The sequence below is a fragment of the Limnofasciculus baicalensis BBK-W-15 genome (genome assembly GCF_024178385.1).
Lineage (GTDB): Bacteria > Cyanobacteriota > Cyanobacteriia > Cyanobacteriales > Coleofasciculaceae > Limnofasciculus > Limnofasciculus baicalensis.
The window spans coordinates 1-26,055 of record NZ_JAMZMM010000038.1; the positions used below are offsets into that span (position 1 = coordinate 1).

The 26,055-nt window shown below is 42.2% G+C and carries 25 protein-coding genes and 3 pseudogenes; 9 read left to right on the plus strand and 19 right to left on the minus strand.

Annotated features, from left to right (window positions below; translation table 11 throughout):
* Nucleotides 1-341, plus strand: a 341-nt coding sequence (locus tag NJ959_RS06110; RefSeq protein WP_254010867.1) for an RNA-guided endonuclease InsQ/TnpB family protein, incomplete at its 5' end; no start/stop codon positions are given.
* A 4-nt stretch (nucleotides 342-345) separates the two neighbouring features.
* On the opposite strand, the pseudogene NJ959_RS06115 reads toward NJ959_RS06110, so the two are convergent.
* Nucleotides 346-1,023, minus strand: a pseudogene (locus NJ959_RS06115) (RuBisCO large subunit C-terminal-like domain-containing protein); the annotation flags it as partial.
* 240 nt (nucleotides 1,024-1,263) lie between these two features.
* On the opposite strand from NJ959_RS06115, the gene NJ959_RS06120 reads away from it, so the two are divergent.
* The 3 genes from NJ959_RS06120 (at nucleotide 1,264) to NJ959_RS06130 (ending at nucleotide 5,660) form a co-directional block, all read left to right on the plus strand.
* Nucleotides 1,264-1,458, plus strand: a complete 195-nt coding sequence (locus tag NJ959_RS06120) for a mitochondrial distribution and morphology protein (RefSeq protein ID WP_254010868.1) — start codon at nucleotides 1,264-1,266, stop codon at nucleotides 1,456-1,458.
* Between the two features lie 423 nt (nucleotides 1,459-1,881).
* Nucleotides 1,882-2,988: a TIGR03032 family protein gene (locus NJ959_RS06125; RefSeq protein ID WP_256528818.1), complete on the plus strand. Its 1,107-nt coding sequence runs from the start codon at nucleotides 1,882-1,884 to the stop codon at nucleotides 2,986-2,988.
* Nucleotides 2,988-5,660: a VCBS domain-containing protein gene (locus tag NJ959_RS06130; RefSeq protein WP_254010870.1), complete on the plus strand. Its 2,673-nt coding sequence runs from the start codon at nucleotides 2,988-2,990 to the stop codon at nucleotides 5,658-5,660. The genes NJ959_RS06125 and NJ959_RS06130 overlap by 1 nt, the downstream gene beginning before the upstream one ends.
* 15 nt (nucleotides 5,661-5,675) lie before the next feature.
* On the opposite strand, the gene NJ959_RS06135 is transcribed toward NJ959_RS06130, so the two are convergent.
* From NJ959_RS06135 to ispD, 3 genes are all read right to left on the minus strand, one after another.
* On the minus strand, nucleotides 5,676-6,236 hold the full coding sequence (locus tag NJ959_RS06135) for a 1,2-dihydroxy-3-keto-5-methylthiopentene dioxygenase (protein WP_254010871.1): 561 nt from the start codon (nucleotides 6,234-6,236) through the stop codon (nucleotides 5,676-5,678).
* A gap of 41 nt (nucleotides 6,237-6,277) precedes the next feature.
* A complete protein-coding gene (locus tag NJ959_RS06140; protein ID WP_254010872.1) occupies nucleotides 6,278-7,177 on the minus strand; it encodes a sulfotransferase family protein in 900 nt (299 codons plus the stop codon).
* Nucleotides 7,178-7,270: 93 nt separating this feature from the next.
* A complete protein-coding gene (ispD, locus tag NJ959_RS06145) occupies nucleotides 7,271-7,954 on the minus strand; it encodes a 2-C-methyl-D-erythritol 4-phosphate cytidylyltransferase (RefSeq protein ID WP_254010890.1) in 684 nt (227 codons plus the stop codon).
* A gap of 283 nt (nucleotides 7,955-8,237) precedes the next feature.
* On the opposite strand from ispD, the gene NJ959_RS06150 reads away from it, so the two are divergent.
* Together NJ959_RS06150 and NJ959_RS06155 are read left to right on the plus strand one after the other, a co-directional pair.
* Nucleotides 8,238-9,200 (plus strand): glycosyltransferase family 9 protein, encoded by a 963-nt coding sequence (locus tag NJ959_RS06150; protein ID WP_254010891.1) that lies wholly within the window; start codon nucleotides 8,238-8,240, stop codon nucleotides 9,198-9,200.
* 300 nt (nucleotides 9,201-9,500) lie between these two features.
* A pseudogene (locus NJ959_RS06155) lies at nucleotides 9,501-9,800 on the plus strand (ISAs1 family transposase); the annotation flags it as partial.
* Nucleotides 9,801-10,230: 430 nt separating this feature from the next.
* On the opposite strand, the gene NJ959_RS06160 reads toward NJ959_RS06155, so the two are convergent.
* Both NJ959_RS06160 and NJ959_RS06165 read right to left on the minus strand, forming a co-directional pair.
* Nucleotides 10,231-10,707 carry a CRR6 family NdhI maturation factor gene (locus NJ959_RS06160; RefSeq protein WP_254010892.1) on the minus strand — a complete coding sequence of 159 codons (477 nt, stop codon included), beginning with the start codon at nucleotides 10,705-10,707 and terminating at the stop codon, nucleotides 10,231-10,233.
* A gap of 25 nt (nucleotides 10,708-10,732) precedes the next feature.
* Nucleotides 10,733-10,888: pseudogene (locus NJ959_RS06165) on the minus strand (GIY-YIG nuclease family protein); the annotation flags it as partial.
* 107 nt (nucleotides 10,889-10,995) lie between these two features.
* Here NJ959_RS06165 and NJ959_RS06170 point away from each other — a divergent pair.
* A complete protein-coding gene (locus NJ959_RS06170) occupies nucleotides 10,996-11,220 on the plus strand; it encodes a hypothetical protein (protein WP_254010874.1) in 225 nt (74 codons plus the stop codon).
* Between the two features lie 95 nt (nucleotides 11,221-11,315).
* Here the strand turns inward: NJ959_RS06170 and NJ959_RS06175 are convergent, their stop codons facing one another.
* The 3 genes from NJ959_RS06175 to NJ959_RS06185 all read right to left on the minus strand — a co-directional run bounded on the left by NJ959_RS06175 (nucleotide 11,316) and on the right by NJ959_RS06185 (nucleotide 12,193).
* Nucleotides 11,316-11,537, minus strand: a complete 222-nt coding sequence (locus NJ959_RS06175; RefSeq protein WP_254010875.1) for a hypothetical protein — start codon at nucleotides 11,535-11,537, stop codon at nucleotides 11,316-11,318.
* Nucleotides 11,538-11,614: 77 nt separating this feature from the next.
* Nucleotides 11,615-11,821, minus strand: coding sequence for a hypothetical protein (locus NJ959_RS06180; RefSeq protein WP_254010876.1), 207 nt, complete (start codon nucleotides 11,819-11,821; stop codon nucleotides 11,615-11,617).
* A 3-nt stretch (nucleotides 11,822-11,824) separates the two neighbouring features.
* Entirely contained in the window at nucleotides 11,825-12,193 is a 369-nt protein-coding gene (locus NJ959_RS06185) for a GIY-YIG nuclease family protein (RefSeq protein WP_373693610.1), read from the minus strand.
* Between the two features lie 182 nt (nucleotides 12,194-12,375).
* Between NJ959_RS06185 and NJ959_RS06190 the strand changes: the two genes are divergently transcribed.
* The gene (locus NJ959_RS06190; protein WP_254010878.1) at nucleotides 12,376-12,984 is read left to right on the plus strand and encodes a hypothetical protein; all 609 of its coding nucleotides are present in this window, start codon (nucleotides 12,376-12,378) and stop codon (nucleotides 12,982-12,984) included.
* 199 nt (nucleotides 12,985-13,183) lie between these two features.
* Here NJ959_RS06190 and NJ959_RS06195 read toward each other — a convergent pair whose 3' ends face one another.
* Together NJ959_RS06195 and NJ959_RS06200 are read right to left on the minus strand one after the other, a co-directional pair.
* The gene (locus tag NJ959_RS06195; protein ID WP_254010879.1) at nucleotides 13,184-13,678 is read right to left on the minus strand and encodes a hypothetical protein; all 495 of its coding nucleotides are present in this window, start codon (nucleotides 13,676-13,678) and stop codon (nucleotides 13,184-13,186) included.
* On the minus strand, nucleotides 13,642-14,064 hold the full coding sequence (locus NJ959_RS06200; protein ID WP_254010880.1) for a hypothetical protein: 423 nt from the start codon (nucleotides 14,062-14,064) through the stop codon (nucleotides 13,642-13,644). Before NJ959_RS06200 ends, NJ959_RS06195 begins: the two co-directional genes overlap by 37 nt.
* A 434-nt stretch (nucleotides 14,065-14,498) precedes the next feature.
* On the opposite strand from NJ959_RS06200, the gene NJ959_RS06205 reads away from it, so the two are divergent.
* On the plus strand, nucleotides 14,499-14,867 hold the full coding sequence (locus NJ959_RS06205; protein WP_254010881.1) for a response regulator transcription factor: 369 nt from the start codon (nucleotides 14,499-14,501) through the stop codon (nucleotides 14,865-14,867).
* Nucleotides 14,868-15,148: 281 nt separating this feature from the next.
* Here NJ959_RS06205 and NJ959_RS06210 read toward each other — a convergent pair whose 3' ends face one another.
* The 8 genes from NJ959_RS06210 to NJ959_RS06245 all read right to left on the minus strand — a co-directional run.
* Nucleotides 15,149-18,709: a two-partner secretion domain-containing protein gene (locus NJ959_RS06210; RefSeq protein ID WP_254010882.1), complete on the minus strand. Its 3,561-nt coding sequence runs from the start codon at nucleotides 18,707-18,709 to the stop codon at nucleotides 15,149-15,151.
* Between the two features lie 368 nt (nucleotides 18,710-19,077).
* On the minus strand, nucleotides 19,078-19,467 hold the full coding sequence (locus NJ959_RS06215) for a hypothetical protein (RefSeq protein WP_254010883.1): 390 nt from the start codon (nucleotides 19,465-19,467) through the stop codon (nucleotides 19,078-19,080).
* A gap of 8 nt (nucleotides 19,468-19,475) precedes the next feature.
* Nucleotides 19,476-19,664: a hypothetical protein gene (locus NJ959_RS06220; protein ID WP_254010884.1), complete on the minus strand. Its 189-nt coding sequence runs from the start codon at nucleotides 19,662-19,664 to the stop codon at nucleotides 19,476-19,478.
* Entirely contained in the window at nucleotides 19,664-19,867 is a 204-nt protein-coding gene (locus tag NJ959_RS06225) for a hypothetical protein (protein ID WP_254010885.1), read from the minus strand. Before NJ959_RS06225 ends, NJ959_RS06220 begins: the two co-directional genes overlap by 1 nt.
* 226 nt (nucleotides 19,868-20,093) lie before the next feature.
* A complete protein-coding gene (locus NJ959_RS06230; protein ID WP_254010886.1) occupies nucleotides 20,094-23,729 on the minus strand; it encodes a two-partner secretion domain-containing protein in 3,636 nt (1,211 codons plus the stop codon).
* A gap of 241 nt (nucleotides 23,730-23,970) precedes the next feature.
* Nucleotides 23,971-24,861 (minus strand): carbohydrate ABC transporter permease, encoded by an 891-nt coding sequence (locus tag NJ959_RS06235; protein WP_254010887.1) that lies wholly within the window; start codon nucleotides 24,859-24,861, stop codon nucleotides 23,971-23,973.
* A gap of 146 nt (nucleotides 24,862-25,007) precedes the next feature.
* Nucleotides 25,008-25,691, minus strand: a complete 684-nt coding sequence (locus NJ959_RS06240; RefSeq protein WP_254010888.1) for a response regulator transcription factor — start codon at nucleotides 25,689-25,691, stop codon at nucleotides 25,008-25,010.
* 18 nt (nucleotides 25,692-25,709) lie between these two features.
* Nucleotides 25,710-26,055, minus strand: a 346-nt coding sequence (locus tag NJ959_RS06245) for a hypothetical protein (protein WP_254010889.1), incomplete at its 5' end; no start/stop codon positions are given.

Genomic DNA, 26,055 nt, shown 5'->3' on the forward strand with positions numbered 1-26,055 from the left:
CTCGTACAAGATTGGCTAAATCTGTCTTGGACGCTGGGTGGTCAAGCTTCCTGTCAATACTGACAAACAAAGCCGTAAACGCTGGTTTGTTGGTTATACCAGTAAGCGCCCATAATACATCACAAGATTGTTCTAATTGCGGTGAGAAAGTACCTAAAAAACTGCATATTCGTTGGCATAACTGCCCTCACTGTGGTTTTTCTCTTGACCGCGATCATAACGCGGCGATAAATATAAAAAATAGAGCGGTAGGGCATTCCGTTCTTAAAGCCAAACGCCTCCTAAGCAATAGCCGGACTGGTTTGGAAGCCTACACCATACCTGTACCCAGGTTGGTGTAGGAGATGTCACGACATTTAACAATAGTGCATTTGCCCCTTCGCGGACTAAAGTACGAGCTTTTTCAATTAACCGATCGGCAGAGCCAGTAACATTAACAGCATATAGTACATTTCGTCCAGTTTCCTCCCTTACCCGATCCAAAACTCGACGACAAGCTTCCAGACGTTTGAGAGTCGGGGCGACAGCTAAATCCGCCATAATCTCATCATCTTTAATAATATCCAGCCCTGCACCAGCAACTTCTTGTAAAATTGTGGCATGATCTGCGGCAGATAGTCCCAAAGCAGGTTTAAAAATCGCCATAATTAAAGGACGATCGAATACATTTAGCCGTTCTCGAATCCCACTCATGCCAACTTGAGGATACCTGCCATAGTATTCTGGCAGACGTACCGCCATAATTTTTCCTGGACCCGCCATAGAATATTTACCAAAAATCATGGTGAGGAGACTGGCGATATCATTTTCCACGTTAATTTCGGGAAAACGAATCGTGACTAAACTGCTCCCGTCGGGTTGGGCAATTCCTTTAACTACCTCAGCGAGGTGAGATTTTAATACTTCCTCGCGGTGGGTAAATCTAGCATCCCATGTGCCAGCAGTTTGTCCAATAGCGATAATTTTAGCTTGTTTTTCGGCGTTGATACCGGGGGGGAAGTGATAGTCGATTTCTATGGGCATGTTTTTAACCTGAGTTGGGTTTTAAGCTGCTACACATTTAAACTATATATTTTCAAGTTAGGGAAAAAGTCATCAAACCCTCTCCCCTGCTCCAAAAAACCCTGCTCCCCCTCTCTCAAAACAGACAAATTAAATGCGGGGCTACTCCTCACACCGAACTCAGGTATAGTGGGATTTTAGGTGAGGACTTAGGTTGCAACGCTACTAATAGCGTTGCTAGTCCGTTATGCTCTGGTAATATTGAGATCTTGCACGCCTTTCAATAAACCGGAGGCAGAGCCGACAAACCCTCGTGCCCAGGTTCAACCTGGACACGAGAATATCGATGCTCTGCCTCTTGAGGATTTGCGATCGCAATTATATCAGCCAAATGGCGTAGATAAATTTCGTCATTTGGCTGATGCTTTTTTCAATAGATTCTGTATAAAAAATTAGATCCGATATTTTCAGCAGTTTTGATCTGGATCGGTGGGAATATTATTTGCATAAAAAAAACTTATCATTCAGAAAGAAAAGATATAAACTTATAATTTCTGAAAATTTGGATTTAGTCAATATCGGATATAATCGGAGACAGAAAAACCATATTTACCAAAAAATTCACGAAAAATTCACGAAAACTTCATCAAAAAAAGCTTGCCTAATTTCGGGATCGATGTTTATACTAATAATAGTTTTTATCAAAAGATAAAAAAATTCTAACTACTAATATCTGACTGTGCGCTCGTTTTCCCCAGCGGAGGAGGTTGGCTAACTGCTGCTCCTAAGAAGTATTGGCGATCCTTCAGTTTCCCTATGGGAATTTTGAGATGATTACGTTTTCGCCTAACTTTTGCCTGGTAATCTTGCCATCGCCTAATGAGGAACAAATCTGATTTCACTGTGAATCCAACAAATACAACAGCGCCCAAACTAGAAATCACCGCCTCTCGGCAATTTGTCCCCTGGCTGTACGAACAAAACCTCAGCCTCGCATTTACCACTTACCAAGCGGGAAAAGTGTTTTTTATCGGTTTGCAACCCGATGGCAAATTATCAGTATTCGAGCGGACTCTAGACAGGTGTATGGGCTTATATGCCAAGGGAAACAGCCTCTATATCAGCACCCTTTACCAACTGTGGCGATTTGAAAATACCCTCCCATCAGGAGAAACCCACAATGACTACGATGCCATTTATTTACCGCAAGTTGGGTACATTACTGGGGACTTAGATATTCACGATATTGTAGTTGATGACAACCAACAACTCATCTTTGCTAACACTCTATTTAGCTGTTTAGCCACCATTAGTGAAACCCATAGTTTTGTACCAGTTTGGCAACCACCATTTATATCTAAACTCGCAGCCGAAGATAGATGTCACCTTAACGGCGTGGGCTTAAAAGATGGTAAACCCAAATATGTCAGCGCCATTAGTCAGTCTGATGTTAATGAAGGCTGGCGACAAAAGCGCGTTAATGGTGGTTGTGTCATAGATATTGACAGTAACGAAATAGTTCTAGAAGGGCTATCGATGCCCCACTCCCCCAGGTGGTATCAAGACAAATTGTGGTTGCTCAATTCTGGTACAGGGGAATTTGGCTATGGAGACTTAGAAACAGGAACATTTCAAGCTATAGCTTTTTGTCCAGGCTATCAAAGAGGACTGGCATTTCATAACAACTTTGCCATTGTCGGTATTTCCGAATCTCGCCATACCAAAACCCTGAGTGGCTTACCTCTAGATGACAAACTAGCAGAAAAAGATACTACTGCTAGGTGTGGGTTGTTGGTTATAGACCTAAAAAGCGGCGATATCGTTCATTCCCTCAACATTGAAGGGGTAGTGAACGAATTGTACGACATAGCAGTATTACCACAAATTCGCCGACCCATGGCGATTGGATTTCGTAGTGATGAAATTCGGCGGGTAATTACTATTGGCAATAGAGATAGTTTACTGGGGAAAGGGACAGAAAACTGATGACAAAATCAGTGAACCAACCTCAAAATATTATCCCCAAAAACTCGCAGAATCTCTGGCAACAGGCTTTAGTAGCCCATCAAAATAATCAATTTACCTTAGCGATCGCCCTTTATCAACAAGTTATTGCCCAGAATCCTGAATTTGCCGATGCTTATGCCAATTTAGCAATGGCTTTATCCTCCACTTCTCAGTATCCAGCAGCAGATGAAGCCTTTCGTCGCGCCCTCGCTTTACAGCCCAATCATGCCAATAATCACAGCAATTATGGCTTCTTTCTCAGTTGCCTGAAACAGCATCAGACAGCAGAAGCACATTTGCGGCGGGCGGTACAGCTTGAACCCCAACTGGGAATAGCTTGGCTAAATTTAGGCAATGTATTACGTTCCCTCGAGCGCTGGGAAGAGGCAGTATCTTGTTATCAAGTAGCTTGGCCTTTGGACTTCACAAGGTTGAAAATCCTCAGTGATTGGGTATTTGGGCTGAAAAAAATCTGTCGTTGGTCCGCAGAGGAGTCTGTCACCCTCACCTTACTCCAAGCCTCAGCTTATGAATTGGAACGGGGGAAACCTGCCCCTATCAATCCCTTTGTTGCCTGTGTACTGCCTTTATCCTTAGCAGAGTTTCAGCAAATTTGTGTTAGTCATGCTCAATCTCTATCAGATTGGGTGGAACAAGAAGGTCTCGGTCGCCATTTTCACCATCCCCATCGTCACAGTAACACCAAAATTAAGGTCGGTTATGTTTCTGCTGCTTTCACTCATCATCCCACAGGACAATTAATGGAGGGGATGTTTGAGCGGCACGATCGCACCCGTTTTGAAATCTATGGTTATGCTACTTCTATCAATGATGGTAGTCCCTATCGGCAACAGATTCAAAATACTATCGAACATTTTCGGGAAGTTCACGACTTGTCCAACTTAGCCCTAGCAGAAACCATTTACCAAGATGGTATTGATATTTTAGTGGATTTGGATGGTTATACCACCGACCACCGCCAAGGAGTATTTGCCCTCAAACCTGCTCCCATTCAGGTAACTTGGTTAGGATTTCCGGGGACAACCGGGGGCAGTTATATGGACTACTTGATAGCCGATTCAGTGGTTGTACCTCCCGAAAGCGAGGAATTTTATTCTGAAACCATTGTCCGTCTTCCCCACACCTATAATCCCAATGCCACAGCTATTAATGCTTTAACCACTAATGCGACTGATAGTTTTACCTTTACTGTCAGCGATGGTAGTTTAAGTGCCTCTCAAGGCTTCACCGTTAATATCACAGGAGTAAACGATACTGCCACAATCTCTGGCACAGCCACAGCCGCAGTAACTGAAGATGCCACTAGTCCCAATTTAACTGCCACTGGTACTCTCACTGTTGCTGATGTTGATACCAATCAAAACAAATTCAATACCACAGTTACTTCTACTCCTGGTAATCTCGGTAATTTGAGTATCACCGATGCTGGGGCATACAGCTACAGTGTCGATAATAGTGCAGTTCAATATCTCGGTGCAGGACAAACTAAGAATGAAACCTTCACTGTCCAATCTCTTGATGGTACAGCCTCTCAAAATATCACCGTTACTATTACCGGAGTAAACGATACTGCCACAATCTCTGGCACAGCCACAGCCGCAGTAACTGAAGATGCCACTAGTCCCAATTTAACTGCCACTGGTACTCTCACTGTTGCTGATGTTGATACCAATCAAAACAAATTCAATACCACAGTTACTTCTACTCCTGGTAATCTCGGTAATTTGAGTATCACCGATGCTGGGGCATACAGCTACAGTGTCGATAATAGTGCAGTTCAATATCTCGGTGCAGGACAAACTAAGAATGAAACCTTCACTGTCCAATCTCTTGATGGTACAGCCTCTCAAGATATCACCGTTACTATTACCGGAGTAAACGATGCCCCTGTTGGTGTTAACGACAGCGCTGCCACAGCCTTTAATACTCCTGTCACCATCCAAACTAGTACCCTACTGGCTAATGATACCGATGTTGATAGCACCTTCCGCAGCATCACTGCTGTTAGTGGTTTCAGCAACGGTACTGCTGTCCTTAACAATAACGGCACTGCCAACAACACCACAGATGATTATATTGTCTTTACCCCAACTACTGGATTCAGTGGTAATGCCAGCTTTAACTACACCCTCAGCGATGGTAGCCTGACTGGTACTGCTGCTGTTACTGTCGCTGTCGGTGCCAGCATTACAGGCACTAACAAAGCAGATAACCTAGTTGGCACTAACGGTAACGACAACATCGACGGCGGTAATGGTAGCGATGTCATCTCCGGCGGCGCGGGTAACGATACCCTCTACGGCGGTAATGGCGACGATATCCTCTATGGCGGCGCAGGTAACGATATTCTCTACGGCGGCAATGGCGACGATATCCTCTATGGTGGTATTGGCAGTGATACCCTCACAGGTGGCAATGGTAAAGATACCTTTGCCTTTACAGGTGGGGATGGCAGTGATACTATTACCGACTTCACTAAGGGTCAAGATAAGATCGGATTGTATAGTGGTTTAAGCTTCGGGCAACTGAGTTTCACCAGTAACCAGATCCTGGTGACTGGTGAAATTTTGGCAACGCTGACTGGTGTTAATACCACAACGCTGACTGCTGCTAATTTCGTCAACCTCTAAATTCCGTAGGGTGCGTTATGTAACGCACCCTAATATACGATCAAATTTAATATCTTTACCTGTATAAACGGGAACCCAACCATCAGTACCTGTAAAATAGCGAACGACTTTTACTCGCTTTGCAGGTGTGAGGTGAAACCAATGTTCGGTATTGGCGGGGACGTTAATAAATTCTTCTGCTTCAACTGTTAATTCTGCTTGAGAAGTATCGGGGAGAATAAAGCCAAATACTCCTTCTCCTGCAATGATGTAGCGCACTTCGTCGTCTGTATGATAGTGACAGCTATTAAATTTAGAGAGGAGATTGTCTAGGTTGGGAGTTTCTGGATGGAGTACAATCAAGTCGCGAGATTGATATCCTGCTGTTTGTTTAAGTTCTAGAAAATAGTTATCTAGGGATTGGAGTATTTGTTCTTTTTCTGGCTCGGTGAGGGAATCTTTTGCTAGGAGTTGATGGATTTGGGGATTGTCTCCTACTGTCCAATATTTAAGTTGAATGTTGAGTTGAGATAGTTCTCGTGTAATATCGTCAACTTCTGTGTATTTTGTGCCGTTTTCGAGCTGTAGAATAGCCATGTAAAGCCTTTATTTTAAATAGATTAAGAGTCAAAAGTCAACTAATTTAGCCAAGAAGATAAGTCTCTCTGGATTAACTCTTGTACTTTCAGGATATCTTCACGGTAAAGATTTATCAATTCCTGGTGGTCTTCTGGTGAAAGTGCCTCATCGGTCTTATCTTTCAAGTTTATTTGGATGAGACTACTACGAATCTTCTGCCTCACCTCAACTGGGAATATATATACCAGTCCAGAGGTGATTAATTTTCTGATCGGATTTTTGGTATTTAAAAGGTTATTGATTAAATTTGATTTGGGAACCTTACCTACCTGGGCTTTTTTGGAAGTATCAGGGATAAAACTATCGTCTACTCCGATAAATCGATAGATATCCTGCATAAATTTTACAGGATCTTTGCACAAATCATCATAGAGGCATATTTTTATTTGATCTCGCGGAAATTTATCAAAATAATGCTTCAATGGCTCGTAGTAAAATCCTTTACGGATAACAAATGATTTATCCGCCCTAAACTTAATCTGATCTGAAAATTTGGTGTGTTTACCCTGGTGAACTCCATCCCGGATATTCATTAGATAATCGGAATAGGCTCGTTCCACGGGATGGCGCAGAACGGCAATGAGTTTGGCATGGGGAACATAACGCTCGATCATTTCTGCAGAAGATTTATAATGAAAAAGATAGTTAGGAGAAGCTTCTCCAATTGCAATTTCATCTGTGACATCTGCAAAAAGATGGCAATACTTCTCAAAGGAATTAATTTTACTATTATTGTAACTTTTATCCATACCTGAATCTTCTTTGTCCCAGTCTATGCTCATAAAATCTGTCTCCTTGACGGGACTCATGTAAATTTGAGGATGTCGTTTTAAGTAAGTATAAATAGATGTAGTACCAGCTTTTTGTATCCCGATAATCAAGAAGTTGGGTAGGTTCATAGATTCACCATCATTTGAGTAGAAGATTCAGAGAAAAAATGGGCAAGTGTAGACTAATAAATTATTAAATTAGCTCTGGGATTGGACAGAACTTTATTCTGACTGCTGCCGAAGAATGAATTCTGCGATCGCTAAATCTATTGGTGTGGTAACCTTCAAGTTAGTTTCCTCTCCAGGTACAATTGTTACAGGCAATTGACACCGTTCAAATAAGGCGGCATCATCGGTGACTTCCCAACCTAATTTTCGCCCTTTTTCGTGGCATTCTTTTAAAAGCTGGACTGTGAATCCTTGGGGTGTTTGGGCAGCCCAGAGTCGGCTGCGATCGGGTGTATCGTGTACGATATTCTTTTCGTTGACAATTTTGATTGTATCCTTAACGGGTACTGCGGCAATCAAACCTGGGCAGTCTCGCAGGATAGTGGCACATCTATCTAGTAGTTGGGGTGTGGCTAAACATCTCGCCCCATCGTGAATTAATACTTTTTTTGCTTCGGGGGGTAACGCCTGTAAGCCGTTATAGACTGATTCTTGTCGAGTTGTGCCACCAATAATAAATTTTACAGGTTTGGTCATGGCGGCTTGAGCGATAATCTTCTCAATATCGGATTGGTCTGCTGGTTGTCCGATAATACCAATCCAGGTAATTTCGGCTGCGGCTTCTGCTGAGTTAAGGGTCCAAGTGAGTAAGGGTTTACCCAGTAATGTCAGGAGTAGCTTATTGCGGTTACTCCCCATCCGCTTTCCCATCCCTGCTGCTGGAATTAATAAATGCACCATATCTGGCTTTTCGCTTCCTATCGAATTTGGTATAAATTTATCTGTTGAAAGGTTAGAGGTTAGAGGCCAGAGGTAAGAGATTAGAGAAAATAATCTGGTGTAGGGTGGGCAATGTCCACAATCTTCTGTGGAATTGTATTATATGACTTGTCGGGACATTGCCCACCCTACTACTAGCCCCTAGCCCCTAGTCCCTAACCTGTAACCCGTAGTACCTAATTATGCTACTAGATATATAGTCCATTAAAATTAAGCTGATATTTAAGCTAAAATAATTGTGATGAGAATACTAGCCCTTGTTCCCGGTGGAATTAGCGATCAAATTCTGTTCTTCCCCACCCTGGCTCACCTGGAAGCGAACTATCCCGATGCGGAAATTGATGTTATTGTGGAACCGCGAGCTAAAGGGGCGTATCGGGTTTGTAAGTCAGTTAATGAAGTTTTAACTTTTGACTACAAAGACCGTAACGGTTTAGCGGATTTTGGTAACTTGCTGGGGATTCTGCGCGATCGCGAATACGATGCTGCTGTAGCATTAGGAGGTAGCTGGTCAGTCAGCTTTTTGCTCTGGATGGGTGGGATTCCCACTCGTGTGGGTTACGCGAATGGTGCTGGTAAGTTGTTTTTCTCTAATCCCGTACCCTTAAAAACTGAGCAGTATACTGCCCAAATGTATCACGATCTGCTCCAAGGATTTGGGATTAACTCCCCTTGTCCAAATCTCTCAATTCGGGTTCCCAAATCGGATATTGACTGGGCGCAAACGGAACAACGACGACTTGGTACGATAGAAAGCGGTTATATTCTAATTCATGGTGGTTCGAGTAAAGTATCCCAAGCCAAAGGGATTGATAAAATTTATCCCGTACAGAAATGGGAAGGGATAGTGGCAGATATTCAGCACAAACAACCGGATATGCCGATTGTAGTCCTTCAAGGACCAGATGATGGGGAAATAGTCGGTGCGATGAAGTTAGCTTGTCCGGATATTAAGGTTATTTCACCTCCAGATATTGGTAAGTTAGCCGCTATAATTGCTAGTGCTAATTTAATCCTTTGTACTGATAGTGCGCCTTTACAGTTAGCAGTGGCTGTTGGTACTTACACTTTTGGTTTATTTGGTCCGACAAAGGCAGAAAAACGCCTTCCTCAAAATGAGCGGTGTATTGGGATTCAATCTCCTACAAGTCGCATCGCTGACATTTCACCAGATGATGTATTAAAGCAGGTGTGGCGCGGATAGTAGGTTCAGTATTCTGCTGGACAAAGGGATGCTAAACTATTAGTTTTAGTAGTTAAAATACAAGCTGTGTCTTGCTGGAATGGGAAAATAAGTCAAATTAAGTATAGCAGTCGCCCGTGTTAGGACAATTGGCTCTCAGCCCCTTGTTAAAATTTAAGCTGAGAATGTCCTAACCGCTGTGGCGGTTGCGATAAGACAAAAGGTAAGATTCTTATTCTACCATAACTACTCCTACTATTTGGGAGCATCCCACTAAAGATATCCGATGTGGTTAGTCTTGTTAGTGGTAATTTTGACCACAAGGATTATCAAGAAACAGTATATTATGTGAGTAGTTTAGTAGCGGATGCTCAGACATTTGCTGAGAAAATTATTGGACATTGGCAAATTGAGAATCAATTACATTGGGTAAAAAATGTAATATTTCGAGAGGATAATCAGCAAGTTAATCACTTTCAAGCAGCCACAAATTTTTCAACTCTCAAAACAATAGCATTGAATTTATTCAGAATTTTAGGTTTTTGGTCAATTACAGAAGGACAACGATGGTTAGGTAATCAATGGTACAAGCTTTTTATTCTCTCAAAGGAGTTTCCCTAGGATTTCAGGAATAGAGTGGGTTATTTTATAAAAAAATTAGAATAATAATTGATCTCAAGCCCTGTATTGTAAGGGATAGGGTAATTTTTAGTGATTGTTTGCAGAAAATCTTAATAAATACTAATTTGTCTCTATTAGTTGATAGAATAATAGAGACAAATCTCGATCATAGATAACAATTTATTACCAAACATTGAGGTCTAATTAATGAGAATGAAACAGCCCTGCCTTTGACAAGGGGGGCTGGGGGGGTAAAAACTTTGTCAAAAAACGAGTATCTTTGCCAAAGTGGGATGCTCCCGGTGCGTTACATAACGCACCCTACAGATAGCATAACTGCGTAAGTCCGATTAGGAACTTTTCCATGCCAGCAAACCCAAAATTTTAGCACCTTCTTCCCCCAGCCTCTAGCCTCTAGCCCCTAACTATTTCAACGGATAAAGTCAAAGAAAGCATCATCTAATTCATAGCCTAACATTTGAGCCATTGATTTAATTCGGGATTGGCTGGGTATTCCTTGCTGAGTCAGCCAATCTGTGAGGATAAAGACTTTTTCCATGACAAAGATTTCTAGAGATTCTGGATTGTATTTAATCCCTTCTGTGCGGTTAAACTGATGGGGGACTAACATAGCAGTGTAACGAGCTAATTCTCCAGCTTTCCAATCTAGGAGAAAGGGTAACCAGGGATAGCGAGTATCGAGGCGAATAAACCATAGCCTGATTTCTGGTATTTCTGATAGTTCCCGTGGATCGCTGGGATCTCTAGGATAGTCTATCTCAAAGCGTAACTGCTGCTCGTGGGATGCGATCGCGCCCTCATGGAGGAGTTTCGCGATCGCGCTTTGAGCTGGCGATATGTCGAGGTTGTTGATGGAATTGGAGTTAAGTGCGATCGCAATAGTCATTGAATCATCAGGTGAAGCCACATTTATAGAGTAAACCTTCGGAGGAATGCCGAAAAGCGTATAAACCTACTCTAGTCGGGATAGTGTCAAACTCACGGCTGAGGGGAAGGCATTCCTCGAAAGGAGTGAAGGCAAGGGTGTCAAGGATTTGACGTGCTTCTGGTTGGATAGAATCGGGCATGGAAACAGAAATTAGTATTTGCCCGATTTGAGATTGTGCGATCGCAACTGCTGCAAGTTATAGCAAAAGTCAACAGTCAACAGTCAACAGTCAACAGTCAAAAGTGAATGGAAACAGCAATACCGCAGTGCTTGACATATATGGTAGGAAGTCCAAATTTAGAAAAACCTGTCTATGGTTTGGTGACAAACGGACATCAATTTGCTTTTATTAAACTGCAACAACGTAGTCAGAAAGAATATGGAATTTCTGATACTTTCTCATTGCGATCGCGCCAGAATCATCTGTACGATGTTGTCCAGATTTTGAAGCAGATTCGCGATCGGCTTTAAGGAAGGGGCGATCGTCTGTTGCTACGATCGGCCTCTAAAATCGCCGTTTATGGGAATTTAGGTCTAGTGGAGATTTGGATTTAGAATAAAGAATGTTAGGCAGAATCTTTCAGACGTTTAGCAAGGAGACAATCCTCAAAGCTCAAGGATTCTTCATCTAGAAAGCTGGAAATAGCCATTTCAATTGTAGCTTCAACAGAGGATTCAAGTTCAGTTGACTTTGCCAAAAGTGCGGTTTTTATCCAGTCAGGCAAATATTTGACAAATTGATGAATAGCTTCTGGAGAAAGGTATTGGTTGGTGAGAGTTTGAGTCATAATTCTCTGGGGATTTTGAAGAATGGCTATTAACTTTTTTTACTATGGCTTTTATTGAGAGTTTATTTTGCCTTAGTTTAGTTACCGCGCCCTGGTTTACAATCAGCAAAACCAAGTGCTTCACTATCGAGGAAGCTAGCAATTGCCATTTCAATAACAGTTTCAATTGGGTATTCAATGTCAGCAGCACGGGCGATAAGAGCTTTACGAATTCGCCCTGGAAGGTGTTCTAGAATGGCTTGGGCATCGCTAGGAGATAGTTGTTCGAGAGTAGTGGATTGCACGATCTAACTTTCCGGTGGTATTTGAACGTTATATGGTGGCTCAGTGGCTCTGAGGATGATGGCTTCTAGCTCTAATAGTAGCGCAGGGTTACTCCAAGCCGAGAGTGGGTGAATGGCGATGCGAATATCTGTATCGTTGTATTTGTCCAGCCACGCCCAAAGAAATGCTTTATGTCCACCACTAAATCTACCGCGTAGGCTTTTGGTTTTGCCGATGTAAAGGAGTCCATCTGTGCGGTGTCTGATAGCATAAAGTCCTGGGCGAGATGGGAAGTTGGCAAACTCACGGCTGAGGGGAAGGCATTCCTCAAAAGGAGTGAAAGCGAGGGTGTCAAGGATTTGGCGTGCTTCTTGTTGGATAGAATCGGGCATGGAAACAGAAATTAGTATTTGCCCGATTTTAGATTGTGCGATCGCTTCTCTACAAAAAACTACACCAACACCTACCTTCGACATCGCAGGTTACATAACAGAATAACGGCCTTCTTAAATATTTTCAGTACAATTATGGTTAAAACCATTTATTCAGTTAGCATTGGCAATCGGTCATCATTATGAGCAAAGCCAGGATTCTCGATCCATCCGAGAGCTACACTTTCAGTAAATATGCCGAATTAGCCTACGATAGCGCCGATATCTTAGCTGAATTCGGTGTTACCCTCAAGAGTAGCTCGCTCCAACTGCCACAAAAGTTGCCAATCGATCCACAACCACTGAGAATAGAATTGGAAGAAAATCTCATTTTAGTAGATCCTGTTTCCGAGATAGCTAGACGTGAAGCACTAATTTTTCCGATTCTCAAGACGATTTGTAAATTCTCTCAAGTACCGCTCAAAATTGAATATCCTGTACGAGTAAGTAATTGGCTCAAAGGCACTTTTGATTATTTCATTCCTACCCAACAAAATTTATTAGTGATTGAAGCAAAAAATGCTGATTTAGCTAGAGGATTTACTCAGTTGGCAGTAGAATTGATTGCCCTCGACCAATGGACTGATTCAACAGTGCCAAGGCTATATGGCACTGTCACAACAGGAGATATTTGGAAATTTGGTATGTTTGAGCGTCAAGAAAAAATTGTTCACAAAGATATTAACACCTACGGTGTTCCTAGGGATTTGGATTTAGTTCTTTCTACTCTGTTTGGGATCACTTTGAGTTAGGTGGAAGTTGTGTTAGTTTCGGCAGAGATATGTCAAAACGGCTGTATATTTTGCGATGCCTCTGGCAGGCGCAGTCATCGCTCCTTTGGATAATAAGTCAGCGATCGCAAGTTGACGATTGAGTTATCAAAAGCGATCGCATCACCTTAGTATCGGTTAATTTTCAACAGGTGCGAATACTCTCTAGGACAACTTTTAGTTACTTAGGAATTAGGTCAGCTCCACCAGCATTACCATGCTTATCTTTAAAAGATTGACCAGTTGCAGTTTCCACCTTTTTTCTCGCACCAGGCTCAATATCTGTCATATTTCCCCGGCTATTAAGTTCTGTATGACCAGCGCTTCGTCCTGATGGAGTATCGGGTTTAATTTCACCTACATTAATCTTGGGAGGTGGGGTCGGCCAAGTCTTAGGCTTGGGATTTGATTTTCGACTCCCAGCCATATGTTCGATTTCTTGCAGGGCAATTTCCAGTTCTAATTCATCTTCTAATCGGTTCTTTACTACAAAGTTGCGGTGATGCTGAATCCCTCCTTGGGAACGCTGTAGCGCCTGAATAGATTGCTGAGGGCTGCTGAGTAAAGCCTGCGTTTGTCTGGCGAGAGATTGCAAGGAAGTTTGTGGAGTCACTGGCATTCCTTGGTGAAGTTGCCGATTCATGTTTGCAGCCGTGCGACGGACGATGGTTGGCATTCATATTCGCTCTCAAATTCATACTCGAATTCTCCTTCACGAGCGAATTGTCCGGCAATGGAACCAAGGGCTTGTCCTACTCCTGGACCACCAATTGCTGTACCTACAGCTTTTGCGGCAATTGGTGCTATTTTTTTGAGAACAGGTGCTAATTTACTAGCAATTCCCTTTAGTTTCTTGAAAAAAGCTTCGCTTTCGTCTTCATATTCGTACTCGTATTCGCCTTCCCCTTCAAACAAACCGAGTGCGCCACCTACTCCTTTGAGGACATCACCTAGGAATTCTTCCCCTTCATATTCTCTATCGCCTTCATGTTGCAATCCATTCTCGAATTCGGACTCAAATTCGTCCTCAAATTCTTGTTGTATACTTTCTCCGTCCCACATGATCTAACTCCTTCTATGAAGTTTCTGTGAAGTTATTTTTTAGGTATAACCGCTACCCAAAATGACTTACCAGTCCCTTTTTCTAGTGACGCTTATATGGGGTAGCTCAAATGAGTGTCCCTCAAATGAGTGACAGTATATATACTTAGGTAAAAAAGTTTTTTTGTGAGGGTAGGGAATGGTGTAAAATGTAAAATTAGAGTAACTTTTTATTCCTTTCAACAGAGAAAAATAACCAAATCCCCGACTCCTTGAAGAAGTGGGGGATTTGACAGGAAACAAATGAACTTTCCGAAAAGTCTTCAAGTCTAGTTGTATGAAGATTATGTGAAGACTTCATCAAGATTTCATGAAGTTTCGGTGAAAACCGCTGCAATCTTGTTGGAAATAACACACTTGTTTTTTTGGTGTCATTTAAAGAATCTTAAGAATCCATGATTCCCCTAGATGAATTGTTGAGGCTTGTTGTCAATGAAATCGATCAGCTTGCCCGTACTCAGGCACTACCACAGATTGAAGATACTGTAAGTAAAGTGATTTGGCAAGGTGATTTGGATGGAACAAACTACTACATTGTGCGGTGTCGCCAAACATCCCATCCTCCCATTACTTTAAGCTCCCGTGAAAAAGCGATCGCAAAACTAGTGGCTCAAGGCTTACCCAATAAATGTATTGGGAATCAACTCGATATTAGCCCTTGGACTGTTGCTACTCATCTGAAGCGTATTTTTGCTAAACTGGGTGTTACTTCTAGAACCGCGATGATTACTCAACTAATTCAGAAGAATTTACTGGAGGAATAAATTACAGGACTTAAGCAAAGCCTCTATCGGTAGGGTGTGTTAGGCTTTGCCTAACGCACCATCCACCGTATATTAGTTTGAGTTAACCAATAAGATAGCGCTTTTATTTGTGAGGTGGTGGATAAAGCAATAGCGAACAAATATTTGGGTTAACTTTCCTATATGTGAGGTGCAGAGAAACCCGGTTTCTCAAAGAAACCGGGTTTCTGAGGTGTACTTCATAAACCTGCAATCTGCTATATAGATCCTTTGCGTAAATCCTGAAGTAGCTAGATTCCCCACTAATGGCAAGTAGTAGGATTTAACTGAGGATTGTCAGGTGTCAGATTAGAGGCATCTGCTGTCAGAATAACCGTACCATCACGATTAACCACCCACCCCTGAGCTTCGACAATTCTTTTTGGTGTAGAACTCTGAACCGGGGTAGAATTAAGATTATTTTTGCGATCGCCTATTTCTGAGTCAAGAGATACCCAATCAGTCAGTATTCCTTCACCTCGCAATGTTTCATTCGGTTTCGGCGGCAAACCTCCTCTTCCTGTCACTACAAATTGACTTTGATTTTCTGCGATATCAGCTTTACATGTGGGATCTACTAATCTTTGCACATCCGCTAATTCGTCTGGCAACTCTACTAATCCGCTACTAGGATCGACTTTTGGAGTATTAGTAAACACAGGTCCTGGATCTCCAAATTGGGAACTAGCTGTAATATCATTTAGAGGAGTGCGAAATGGACGAAATTTTAGTCCAATAATACTTTGAGCAGTAATGTTAATATTACCACCATCGCCACCAAAAGCATCAGCCACAATATCGCTATTTTCCAAACCAATAACAAAGGGTGGATCGATAATAATATTACCACCATCACCTTTCCCGCCAAAAGCTTCAGCGGAAATTAAACTTTCGCGACGCAGCAGAATTAAATCTCGCGCATTTAGGGAAATATTGCCCCCCTCACCGGAGATGGTTTTAGCAATTAGTTGTCCCTGCTTATCTAGAAAAATTGAGTTAGCGGTAATCGTCATTGTACCTGCATTTCCTGTTGCTTGAGCGGGAAAAATTAATCCCTGCACTGCCCCAATACTCAAGGTAGGATTGGAAATACTCAAGTCGTTATTTGCTGTGCCAGTAGCTACCGTTATCTTAGCTCCATCTCGGACAGTTAATTCCCCAGTTGTTACCTCCAAATTACCAGCATTCCCCTTGCCAAACCCCTGAGCATACAAGCCACTGGGAAATCCTTCAGCGGATTTTCCACTCAATTCAATCGACTCAGATGCGTTGACAAATAAATTTCCTCCCTTACCGTCACTAAAAGTGGAAGCTGATATCAATGCACCATCTCTAACCAGCAATCGCCTAGTATTAATCCTCAAATTTCCAGCATTTCCACTACCCGTTGGGTTGTTAAGGGTATTAAACGTATCAATAGCTATGCCACTGGGAATGAGATTAATCGGTGATTTACCAATCACTTCCACCGACTCGGAGGCATTAACTGTTAAATTCCCTCCGTCACCCTTACCCAAGGTAACTGCTGCAAGAAATCCTCCATCTCGGAGACTTAAGCGCCTCGTATTCACTACTAAATCTCCAGCTTTACCGGAACCCAAAGTTGCAGCAGCTAAGAAACTAGCACTTTGACCATTAGGTGATACTCCAATCGCCTCTACAGACTCAGAAGCGTTGACTGTTAAATCCCCCCCTCGTCCCCCGACAAAGGTAGTTGTGGATATATTCTGTCCTCCCTGGATAATCAATCTTCCGGTGTCTATCTTGATGTTTCCAGCATTTCCTAAACCCCGACTCTCAGTAAATAATCCGCCAATATTTTTTACTCCTGTATCAATCAATTCTACTGATTCTTTGGCATTAATCTGCAAATTTCCACCACTACCACTGCCGAAAGTAAATGTGGTAATTTCCCCTCCATTTCGAGCGATTAATCTCCCCGTTTCAATTGTAATATTCCCGGAATTTCCAGTTCCTCCGGTTATGGCATATAAACCGCTACCTGGATTATTTGTCAACAAGTTAGTAGCTAGAGGGAATGTAGTCAATAATGCACTATTATTAAGACCGCTTGTTTCTCCTGTTGCTTCTATAGACTCCGAAGTATTTACATTAAAATCTCCCCCATTTGCCGCAGTTATCGTAGAATTAACGATCCGTCCGCCATCTGTTAACAAAAGTGACCGAGCCTTAATATTAATATCGCCCCCCCTCGTGCCTATTATGGGAGTAAGGCTAATACTGCTAATTAGGCGATCGTTCACTGATATTTTACCCTGACTAGTGAGGTTTATATTTCCCCCCAATCCTCCCAGAGAAAGTATTTCTGATGTCGTTATATCGCTGTTAGAAATTAGCGCGATATCGCCTCCTTTTCCTTGGAGCAAATTGCCGGAGCTAGTATTTACTAAATCGTTTAGCGCAATATTGTTTCTGGAGTCGATAGTAACTGAACCGCCATTACCAGATGGGTTGCCAGTAATAATAGATCCCGTTACATTAATCCCTCCTCCTGGTAAAGATAAGTTTGGATTGTATTGATTGGTTAAAAATACCATTCCACCTTGATTAATAATGTTGCCGATAGTGATATTCGCACTGGTGGGAATAGGAGTTGGGATGGGTGGTAAAGAATCGATCTTCCCTAGGGGTGGTATCCCGATAATTCCAGGATTACCGACAGCATTAGTACCTGCACGGATATCTAGAGTTGGTGTAGTTTTCCCATTAATTGCTATTTGCGTACCATCAGATAAAGTAACATTTTCAACAATTCGGAAGAAGGGATCTCCTGCTCCGATGAAAACACCCCCTGGAATAGTGACGCTACCCCCAGCAAAAATATGGAGTGAAGCTCCTTGGTAGCCGCCAAAAACTACATCACCAGTAGCGCGTATTACCGGATCATTTGGACTGAACAAATTGCCTAAATTACCATCCAATTGTTCAATTATGAAACTACCACCAGCGGTAAAATGAGCATCACCGCCCACAGTATTTCCACTGCGTAAAATCAGATTTCCATTAGAAAATAATCCGCTATTGGGATGATTTAAGGCAAAGATATCGATGTTACGGGTTCCTTCAATCAGGAGATTACCACTAGCAGCAGCAATAAAAGGTTTAACCGCACTATCGCGAATCTGTACTGTTGCACCTTGCAGGTTTAAATTACCGCCTGCATTTAATTCACCTTGTAAGTTAAGATTATCTGCCAACAGGGTTAAATCTTTACCCGCAGTTAAATTACCAGAATTGGCAATAGTTACTCCTGAAGTAACTGAGCCGTATTGCAATCCTGGAGTTACATTAATCGCTAAAAGTGGTGGCGCTTGGGGATTGGTTGCACTAAATTCACAGCCATTATTAAATACCAAACGATTCGCAGTTGTCGCGACAAAGGAGCCTGCGACATCTAACTGGGCATTATTTCCAAAAATTATCCCATTTGGATTGAGTAAATAGAGATTTGCTGCCCCATTTACGCCCAAAGTGCCTAAAATATCAGAGGGATTGTTACCTGTAACGCGACTGAAGATATTTTCGATTCCTGTAGGATTAGCAAAGTAGATTCGTTGCCCATTATTAACATTAAATTCAGCAAAACTGTGGAAGAGGGCACTACCACGAAAAGCGCCACCTTCTATTAAATCCGCCGGAAATCCTCGGATTTGAGTATTGGGTGTGACAATAGAACCTTCTGTCCCCAGTGTGCCATCCGGTGTAATCTGGGCAAAAACTGGATTTACTGTAAGTGCAATCCCGCCACCGCAGACTAAAACGGTTGCTACACCTAACCTACTACCCCAACATTTCCTTTTCATTATTTCTGACACCATTACAAAGGGTGACTTTTGATACTCTCCGGGCTGAAGATATTTAGGTATAAATAACTAACGAATTACATCAGCTATTTGATCCTGACTAAAATGGTAAATTTTTGGTAAAGATTTTTACCTGAATAGACATAGTAATACCTAAGAGTCTCAGCCGAGTAAATAATAACTCATAACTTGTACCTTTCTCAACAATTGGCTTAATTTAAACAAGGGGCTTAAGTTAAACAAGGGGCTTAAGTTAAACAAGGGGCTTAGAGCCAATTGTCTAGCAGGCAGATTTTGCCTAATTTGTGACATTAGAGAAACCCGGTTTATTTAATAAACCGGGTTTCTGCCCTCCCTATTCCTACTTTTTAACTATTTGCGATGGCTGTTTCCATTGTAAAAGGCTTGAGTTGAATATCCTCATTGGAGATGAGGATTTTAAACAAATGACGCGGGATACCAGCTTTCGTCAAAGTTTCGACATCTCGGTACATTTTTGATTTGTCGCTATAAATACCAACAAATTGAGTAACGCAAGCTAACGATGACTTCTTAGGATCGTTTGTGCCTGTGTATCGATACTGAATGTCAAATCCTGCCTTTTCTCCAATCTCTTCAATGTCCCAATCTACAAGACTAAGGCTATCAGCTTCAATTGCTAAGGCAATATCACCTACTGGAATAGGATCGAGCGGTTGGCAACACCAACCCTGTTTAGTATTCCAAATACTTTGACCAACTGACTCTCTAATTTTCATTTTTTCCCTCACTGAAAGAAACAACGGAACCAAGCATATCTCTCTGTACGAACCTCTGTAAGCTCTCTTTCGTACTCCTGTGCCAATTTCTCACACTTTTTCTTGGCTTCCTTAAGACTATGCGCTTGCACAGGCTCATTGATTGGATGCCCTAACTCTTCCATCTCCCTTTCAGGATCTCTTAAAAAATCAGTCATTAACCCACAGCCTGTTGTTTCTCACTTTTTGCCTTTTGTTCTAACCAAAGGAAGATAGCTTCCTCTAACCCCTCTCCTAGCGTTACCTGCTGAAGGGTACATACGGCTTTAAATCTAAGTCCTATCTCTTTTTTGACATCCCCAGCTATCTGAATGTAGTTGGGATCGTTTCGTTTAGCTGGCATTTCTGTTTTGCTTTCCATTGAGCCTTTTTCTCCAGTTTCTCACAATCGCACATCTGACCTCCGTGAACATGTTGACAATTCTACATCACATGTTAACATGTTCACAGCAAGGATGCAAATACTGCAATAGACATCTCCGGAAATTAGGTTTTCACTTGGGCAGGGTAAGGGTTTCAGATTTTTTATTGGAGATGTCTATCGCAGCGCAAGCAAAACAAAAAAGCTGATAGCTCAGTGCTGACTGCTAATTACGACAGGATGAAGCGGTTGATTTAGGGTTTTGAGGTGTAAGATGATTGGCTTGGGCAACCAGTACAACTTTTCCCTCGGAATCGATTACCCATCCTTGGGCTTCTACAATTGGTTTGGGTGCAGAATTATTAACTGAAATAGCAGTATTATTCTTACTCTCCCTATCACCTAATTCTGATTCCAACGATACCCAATCAGCTAATACTCCTTCACCTCGCAATGTTTCATTCGGTTTCGGTGGCAAACCTCCTCTTCCAGTAACGACAAATTGACTTTGATTGTCTGCTACATCAGCTTTACATGTGGGATCTACCAATCTTTGCACATCGACGAATTCGTCTGGTAATATTATTAAGCCACGACTTGGATCTACTTCTGGAGTATTGATTACTACAGTACCTTGCAATCCAAATTGAGAGCTAGCAGTAATATCATTTAGAGGAGTGCGGAGTGGGCGAAATTTCAGTCCAATAATACTGTCGGCAGTAATGTTAATATTACCGCCATTCCCACCAAAAGCATCAGCGACAATATCGCTATTTCCCAACCCAATGACAAAAGGTGGATCTATAATAATATTTCCACCATTGCCTTTGCCACTAAAGGCTTCCGCCGAAATTACACTATCGCGATACAGCAGAATTAAATCTCGTGCCACTAAGGTGATATTACCGCCTTCACCTGATACAGTTTTGGCGATGAGAGAGGCTTGGTTATTCAGTTGAATTGAATTAGCAGTAATCTTCATCGTACCAGCATTTCCCGTAGCACGCTCGGCAAAGGTAATCGGGATTAACCCGGCAACAATCAAGCCGCTGGGTATATTCAAGTCTGAAGTTACATCTCCGGTGGCTACTGTAATCTTAGCGCGATCGCTAACTTTCAATTCACCCGTTGTCACCTGCAAATCCCCAGCATTTCCCGCACCAAATCCTTGGGCGTATAACCCACTGGGAAACGCCCTAATTGAAAAGCCACTTAATTCGACAGATTCAGAGGCATTTATAAATAAACTTCCCCCTGCTCCAGTGCCAAATGTAGATGCAGATATATAGCCGCCATCTTTCGCTACTAACCGTCGCGTATTAATATTTAAAGTTCCGGCATTACCAGCACCAGGCATTTGACCAAAAGTATCTGTCACTATCCCGCTAGAATTAATTGATATCGCATTTGCACCGCTAACTTCTACTGATTCTGAAGCGTTGATTGTTAAATTTCCTCCCTTTCCTATACCAAAAGTTGTTGTTCCTATTCCTCCTCCATTTCTGATAGTTAATCGTCTCGTATTCAGGGTTAAATTTCCGGCATCACCCATAATTCCGGCTGTCACTGCTGAGACATTACTAATAAATTGTCCGCTAGGTGCTATCCCGTCTATTTCTACAGATTCAGAGGCATTTACCGTTACATCTCCGCCATTTCCTGTACCAAAATTAGCTGCACTTGCTGATGAGCCATCCCGTGCAATTAGTCGCCCCGTGTCAATAGATAAATTCCCACCATTTCCCCCGGCGTAAGTAATTGCAAATAAGCCACCAATTGAATTTCCTGGTGTGGTGCCGATTAATGATACTGACTCAGGTGCTTTTACTGTAACATTACCGCCATTTCCTTGACTATATGAGTAAGCTGATGCCTCTGATCCTCCTTGTAAACTTAATCGCTGAGTGTCAATATTTAAGTTACCACCATCACCTGTTCCGACAGTTATTGCTAACAATCCACTTGCCTGAATTCGTTGAGTTGCTTCTAGTGCTGTGGGTGATAGTGATGATAATAATGCAGTAATTTGGGGAATTCCTAGTGCGGCTAAGTCGTTGATTAAACCATTATCAGTGCCTTCTTCTGTTATAGCTTCTGAAGCGGTTACATTTAAGTTTCCTCCATTGGCTGCACCCAATGTCGCCACTAATAATCGAGCGCCATTATTTAAGGATAGGTTTCTAGTTTTGACATTAATATCACCTCCCGAAAAACCGGGAATGGGGGAGATGCTACCAGTAAAAATGAGGCGATTGTCAAAAGATATTGTCCCGTTACTGGTGAAGTTAATTTTACCACCTAATCCACCTAGAGAATAGATGTCAGCAGTTGTCATGTCACCGTTGGCAATTAGGGTAATATTGCCACCATTTCCAGGTGGTAATGGTGATAATTGTGAAAATGAAGAAGAATTAACTGTGCCATTCAGCGCGATCGCACCTCTGGAATCTATAATAATATTACCGCCATCTCCAAGTGGATTAATGGTTGCGATCGCAATTCCAGGTACTAGAGGAGATTGATTGACTGTAATCGTGCCACCGGGTAAGGATGGATTGGGCTGATACTGATTGGTTAAAAATACCATTCCCCCTGGGTTAATAATACCGCCAATTGTAATATCCGCACTCGTGGGCGTGCCAATTGGATTGGGTATGGGGGGAAGTAAAATATTGGGTGGAAAAGGACCTGTAAGTTCAGGAATGCCCACGGCAGTTGTCCCTGCTCTAATATCGAGGGTTGGTGTAATGTTCCCATTAATTTGTACAATAGTCCCATCAGATAAAGTAACATTATCGACAATTCCGTTTATCGGATCGGGAATTCCGATTGAAACACCCCCTGGAATAGTTACGCTACCCCCAGCAAAAATATGCAGGGAAGCTCCCTGATAACCTCCCAAAAATACATCACCTGTAGCCCGAATTACTGGATCATTTGGACTTGACAAATTGCCTAAATTACCATTTAATTGCTCAATCCTAAAACTACCACCACTACTATAATGAGCATCACCTTTAACAGTGTTCCCACTGCGCAAAATCATATCCCCATTAGAGAGTAGTCCGCTATTAGGATGATTTAAGGCAAAGATATCAATATTATTGTTACCTTCAATTAAAAGCTGACTACCAGCAGCGGCAATAAAAGGATTAGTAATGCTGTCTCTTATCTGTACTGTATCCCCTGCTTTCAATCTCAAATTTCTGCCAGCTTGCAGTTGCCCTTGTAAATTTAGATTATCTGCTACCAGGGTTAAATCTTTGCCAACGTTTAAATTACCCGTATTAGAAATAGTTGTCCCAGAAGAAACTGCCCCATATTGTAATCCTGGGGTAACATTAAGGGCTAATAATGGTGGCGCTTGGGGATTGGTGGCACTAAATTTAATCCCATTTTCAAATAAAAAGCTGTTAGCCGCTGTCGCGATAAATGAACCTGCGACATCTAACCGTGCATTATTGCCAAAAATAATCCCATTCGGATTGAGGAAATAGAGATTTGCTGCCCCATTTACGCCCAAAGTACCTAAAATATCAGAAGGATTGTTACCAGTTACCCGGCTAAAAATATTTTCGATTCCCGTAGGATTAGCAAAATAAACTCGTTGCCCATTATTAACATTAAATTCGGCAAAACTGTGGAAGAGGGCACTGCCGCGAAAAGCGCCACCTTCAATTAAATCTCCTGGTAAGCCTCGGATTTGAAGATTCGGCGTGACAATAGAACCTTCTGTTCCCAGTGTGTTATCGGGTATAATCTGAGCAAAGGATGGATTTGCGGTGGATGCGATCGCAGATTCTAAAGTAACAAGTGCTATAACAGATAAGCTCCCGCTCCATCTTTTATTGTTAAGTGCCATTTTTCACCACCCTTTCAAAGGATCTATTATTACATTATGACTTCATGACTGACATTAGAGGAGTTATTGCCTTGGGGAATCCCGACAACAAGGAGAGGCAACAGTAATGCTGTGGGGTGTGACATTGGTGGTTTGAGCGACTGAGGCTATTTTTAGAGGGAACTTAAACCTATTAGCTATTAGCTATTAACCAACAACCAACAACCAACAACCAACAACCAACAACCAACAACCAACAACCTTACCCCAATCTCTCCCCTCCCCCAGATAACTTCAAATTCAGAATCGACAAACCCAAAATCCCCAAAAACAATACCAATCCAATAGTACAAGCATAACTTCTCTCCAACTCAGGAAACGCCTGCTCGTAAAGATAATAAACAATAGTCTTAGAACTATTGCGAGGTCCACCTTGAGTCATAATATAGACTTCTTCAAAAACCTTAGTCGCAGAAATAGCCGAAATTACCGCCACTAACATTACATAAGGTTTCATCAAAGGCAGCGTGATATCCCAATGTTTCCAATACCCATCACACCCATCAATAGCTGCCGCTTCATAAAGTTCAGCAGGAATAGATTGTAACCCTGCTAAGTAAATAACCATATAATAACCCAATCCCTTCCAAACCGTCACCGCCATCACGCTAAAAATAGCCCAATCCGGACTAGTTAACCAGGGAATACCTGTCTTAAATCCCAACAGTGCCAAAACCTGATTAAACAAACCATTCTCAGCATAAAGCCACTTCCAAGCAATACCAGCAACCACCATAGAAATAACTACTGGTGTATAAAAAGAAACGCGAAACCAACTAATTCCCCTAATTTTCTGATTCACCAAAATTGCTAATCCTAGAGGAAATATTACTAATATTGGCACGACACCGACGAGATAAATCAAAGTATTGCCCAAAGTTTGCCAAAATACCCTATCTCCCCACAAACGTTTAAAATTATCCAACCCAATCCACTGAGGTGGCTGACTGATATCGTATCCATATTCAGTAAAACTTAAATAAAATGCTTGCAGCGCAGGCAAAAAAACAGTTAACCCTAAGATAGTGAAAGCTGGAAGTAAAAATAGGTAGGGAGTCAGGTTGAGCTTATTCAAAATCGATTGTTTTGGCATCGCACAAATTTTAATGAAAAAGGGAGTAGGGAGTAGAGAGTAGGGAGTAGGGAGTAGAGAGTAGGGAGTAGGGAGGAGGGAGTAGAGAGGAGGGAGTAGAGAGTAGATTTTTAATCAAAACTCAAAACTCAAAACTCAAAACTCTCCTACTTCCCCGTCAAAGATTTAAGACGATAACCGACACCATGAACAGTTTCAATCAAATTATCAGGTGCGCCGATAGATTTTAATTTTTGGCGCAAACTCTTGATGTGAACCTTAATTGTCTCCTCTCGCGGTGAGTTATCAAAAGACCAAATATGTTCAATAATAGTACCGCGACTCATAATTTGCCTGCCGTGACGGATAAAAAGTTCTAAAAGACTAAATTCCTTTGGAGTCACACGCAGCTTTTCATCCTTATATCTAACTTCATAAGTAGCTGGGTTGAGAGACAAATCGCCCCATTGGAGAATTTGCGGTGCGGAGGTATTCCCCCGCCGCAGCAGCGCACGAATCCGCGCCAAAAACTCTGGTATATCCACAGGTTTAATCATATAGTCATCAGCGCCAGCATCTAAACCCATGACTTTATCGGTACTAGTATCGCGAGCGGTAACCATAAGTATTGGCATCCGATGCCCACTTGTGCGCACTCGTTTGCACAAACCAATGCCATCAAGCTTAGGTAGCATCACATCAAGCACAACTAAATCGTAGTCACAATTGATGGCTTGTTTCCATCCAGACTCGCCATCAGAAGCAGTATCAACTATGTAACGTTGTGTAGCCATTGCTTCAGCAAGCACTTCAGCAAGACTCGTGTCATCTTCTACTAGGAGAATTTTCACATCAACTATCGCGATTCTTCAGAAAAATTCATTATGCAACTTTCTTAGAAAAAGGATGAAGTATGAAGGATGAAGGATGAAGGATGAAGGCTGAAGGCTGAAGGCTGAAGGATGAAGGATGAAGGCTGAAGGATGAAGGATGAAGGCTGAAGGCTGAAGGCTGAAGTAAAAAAATAGCTTCACTCCCTTGTCTCCCTTGTCTCCCTTGTCTCCCTTCTCCCCCTTGTCTCCCTTGTCTCCCTTGTCTCCCTTCTCTCCCTTGTCTCCCTCGTCTCCATTGATTCCCTCGCCTCTCTTGTCCTCCCTCCTCCCCATTCCCCCTCCCACCCTCCCTGACGAACATCCGCTTGCCCTCGATACCCTA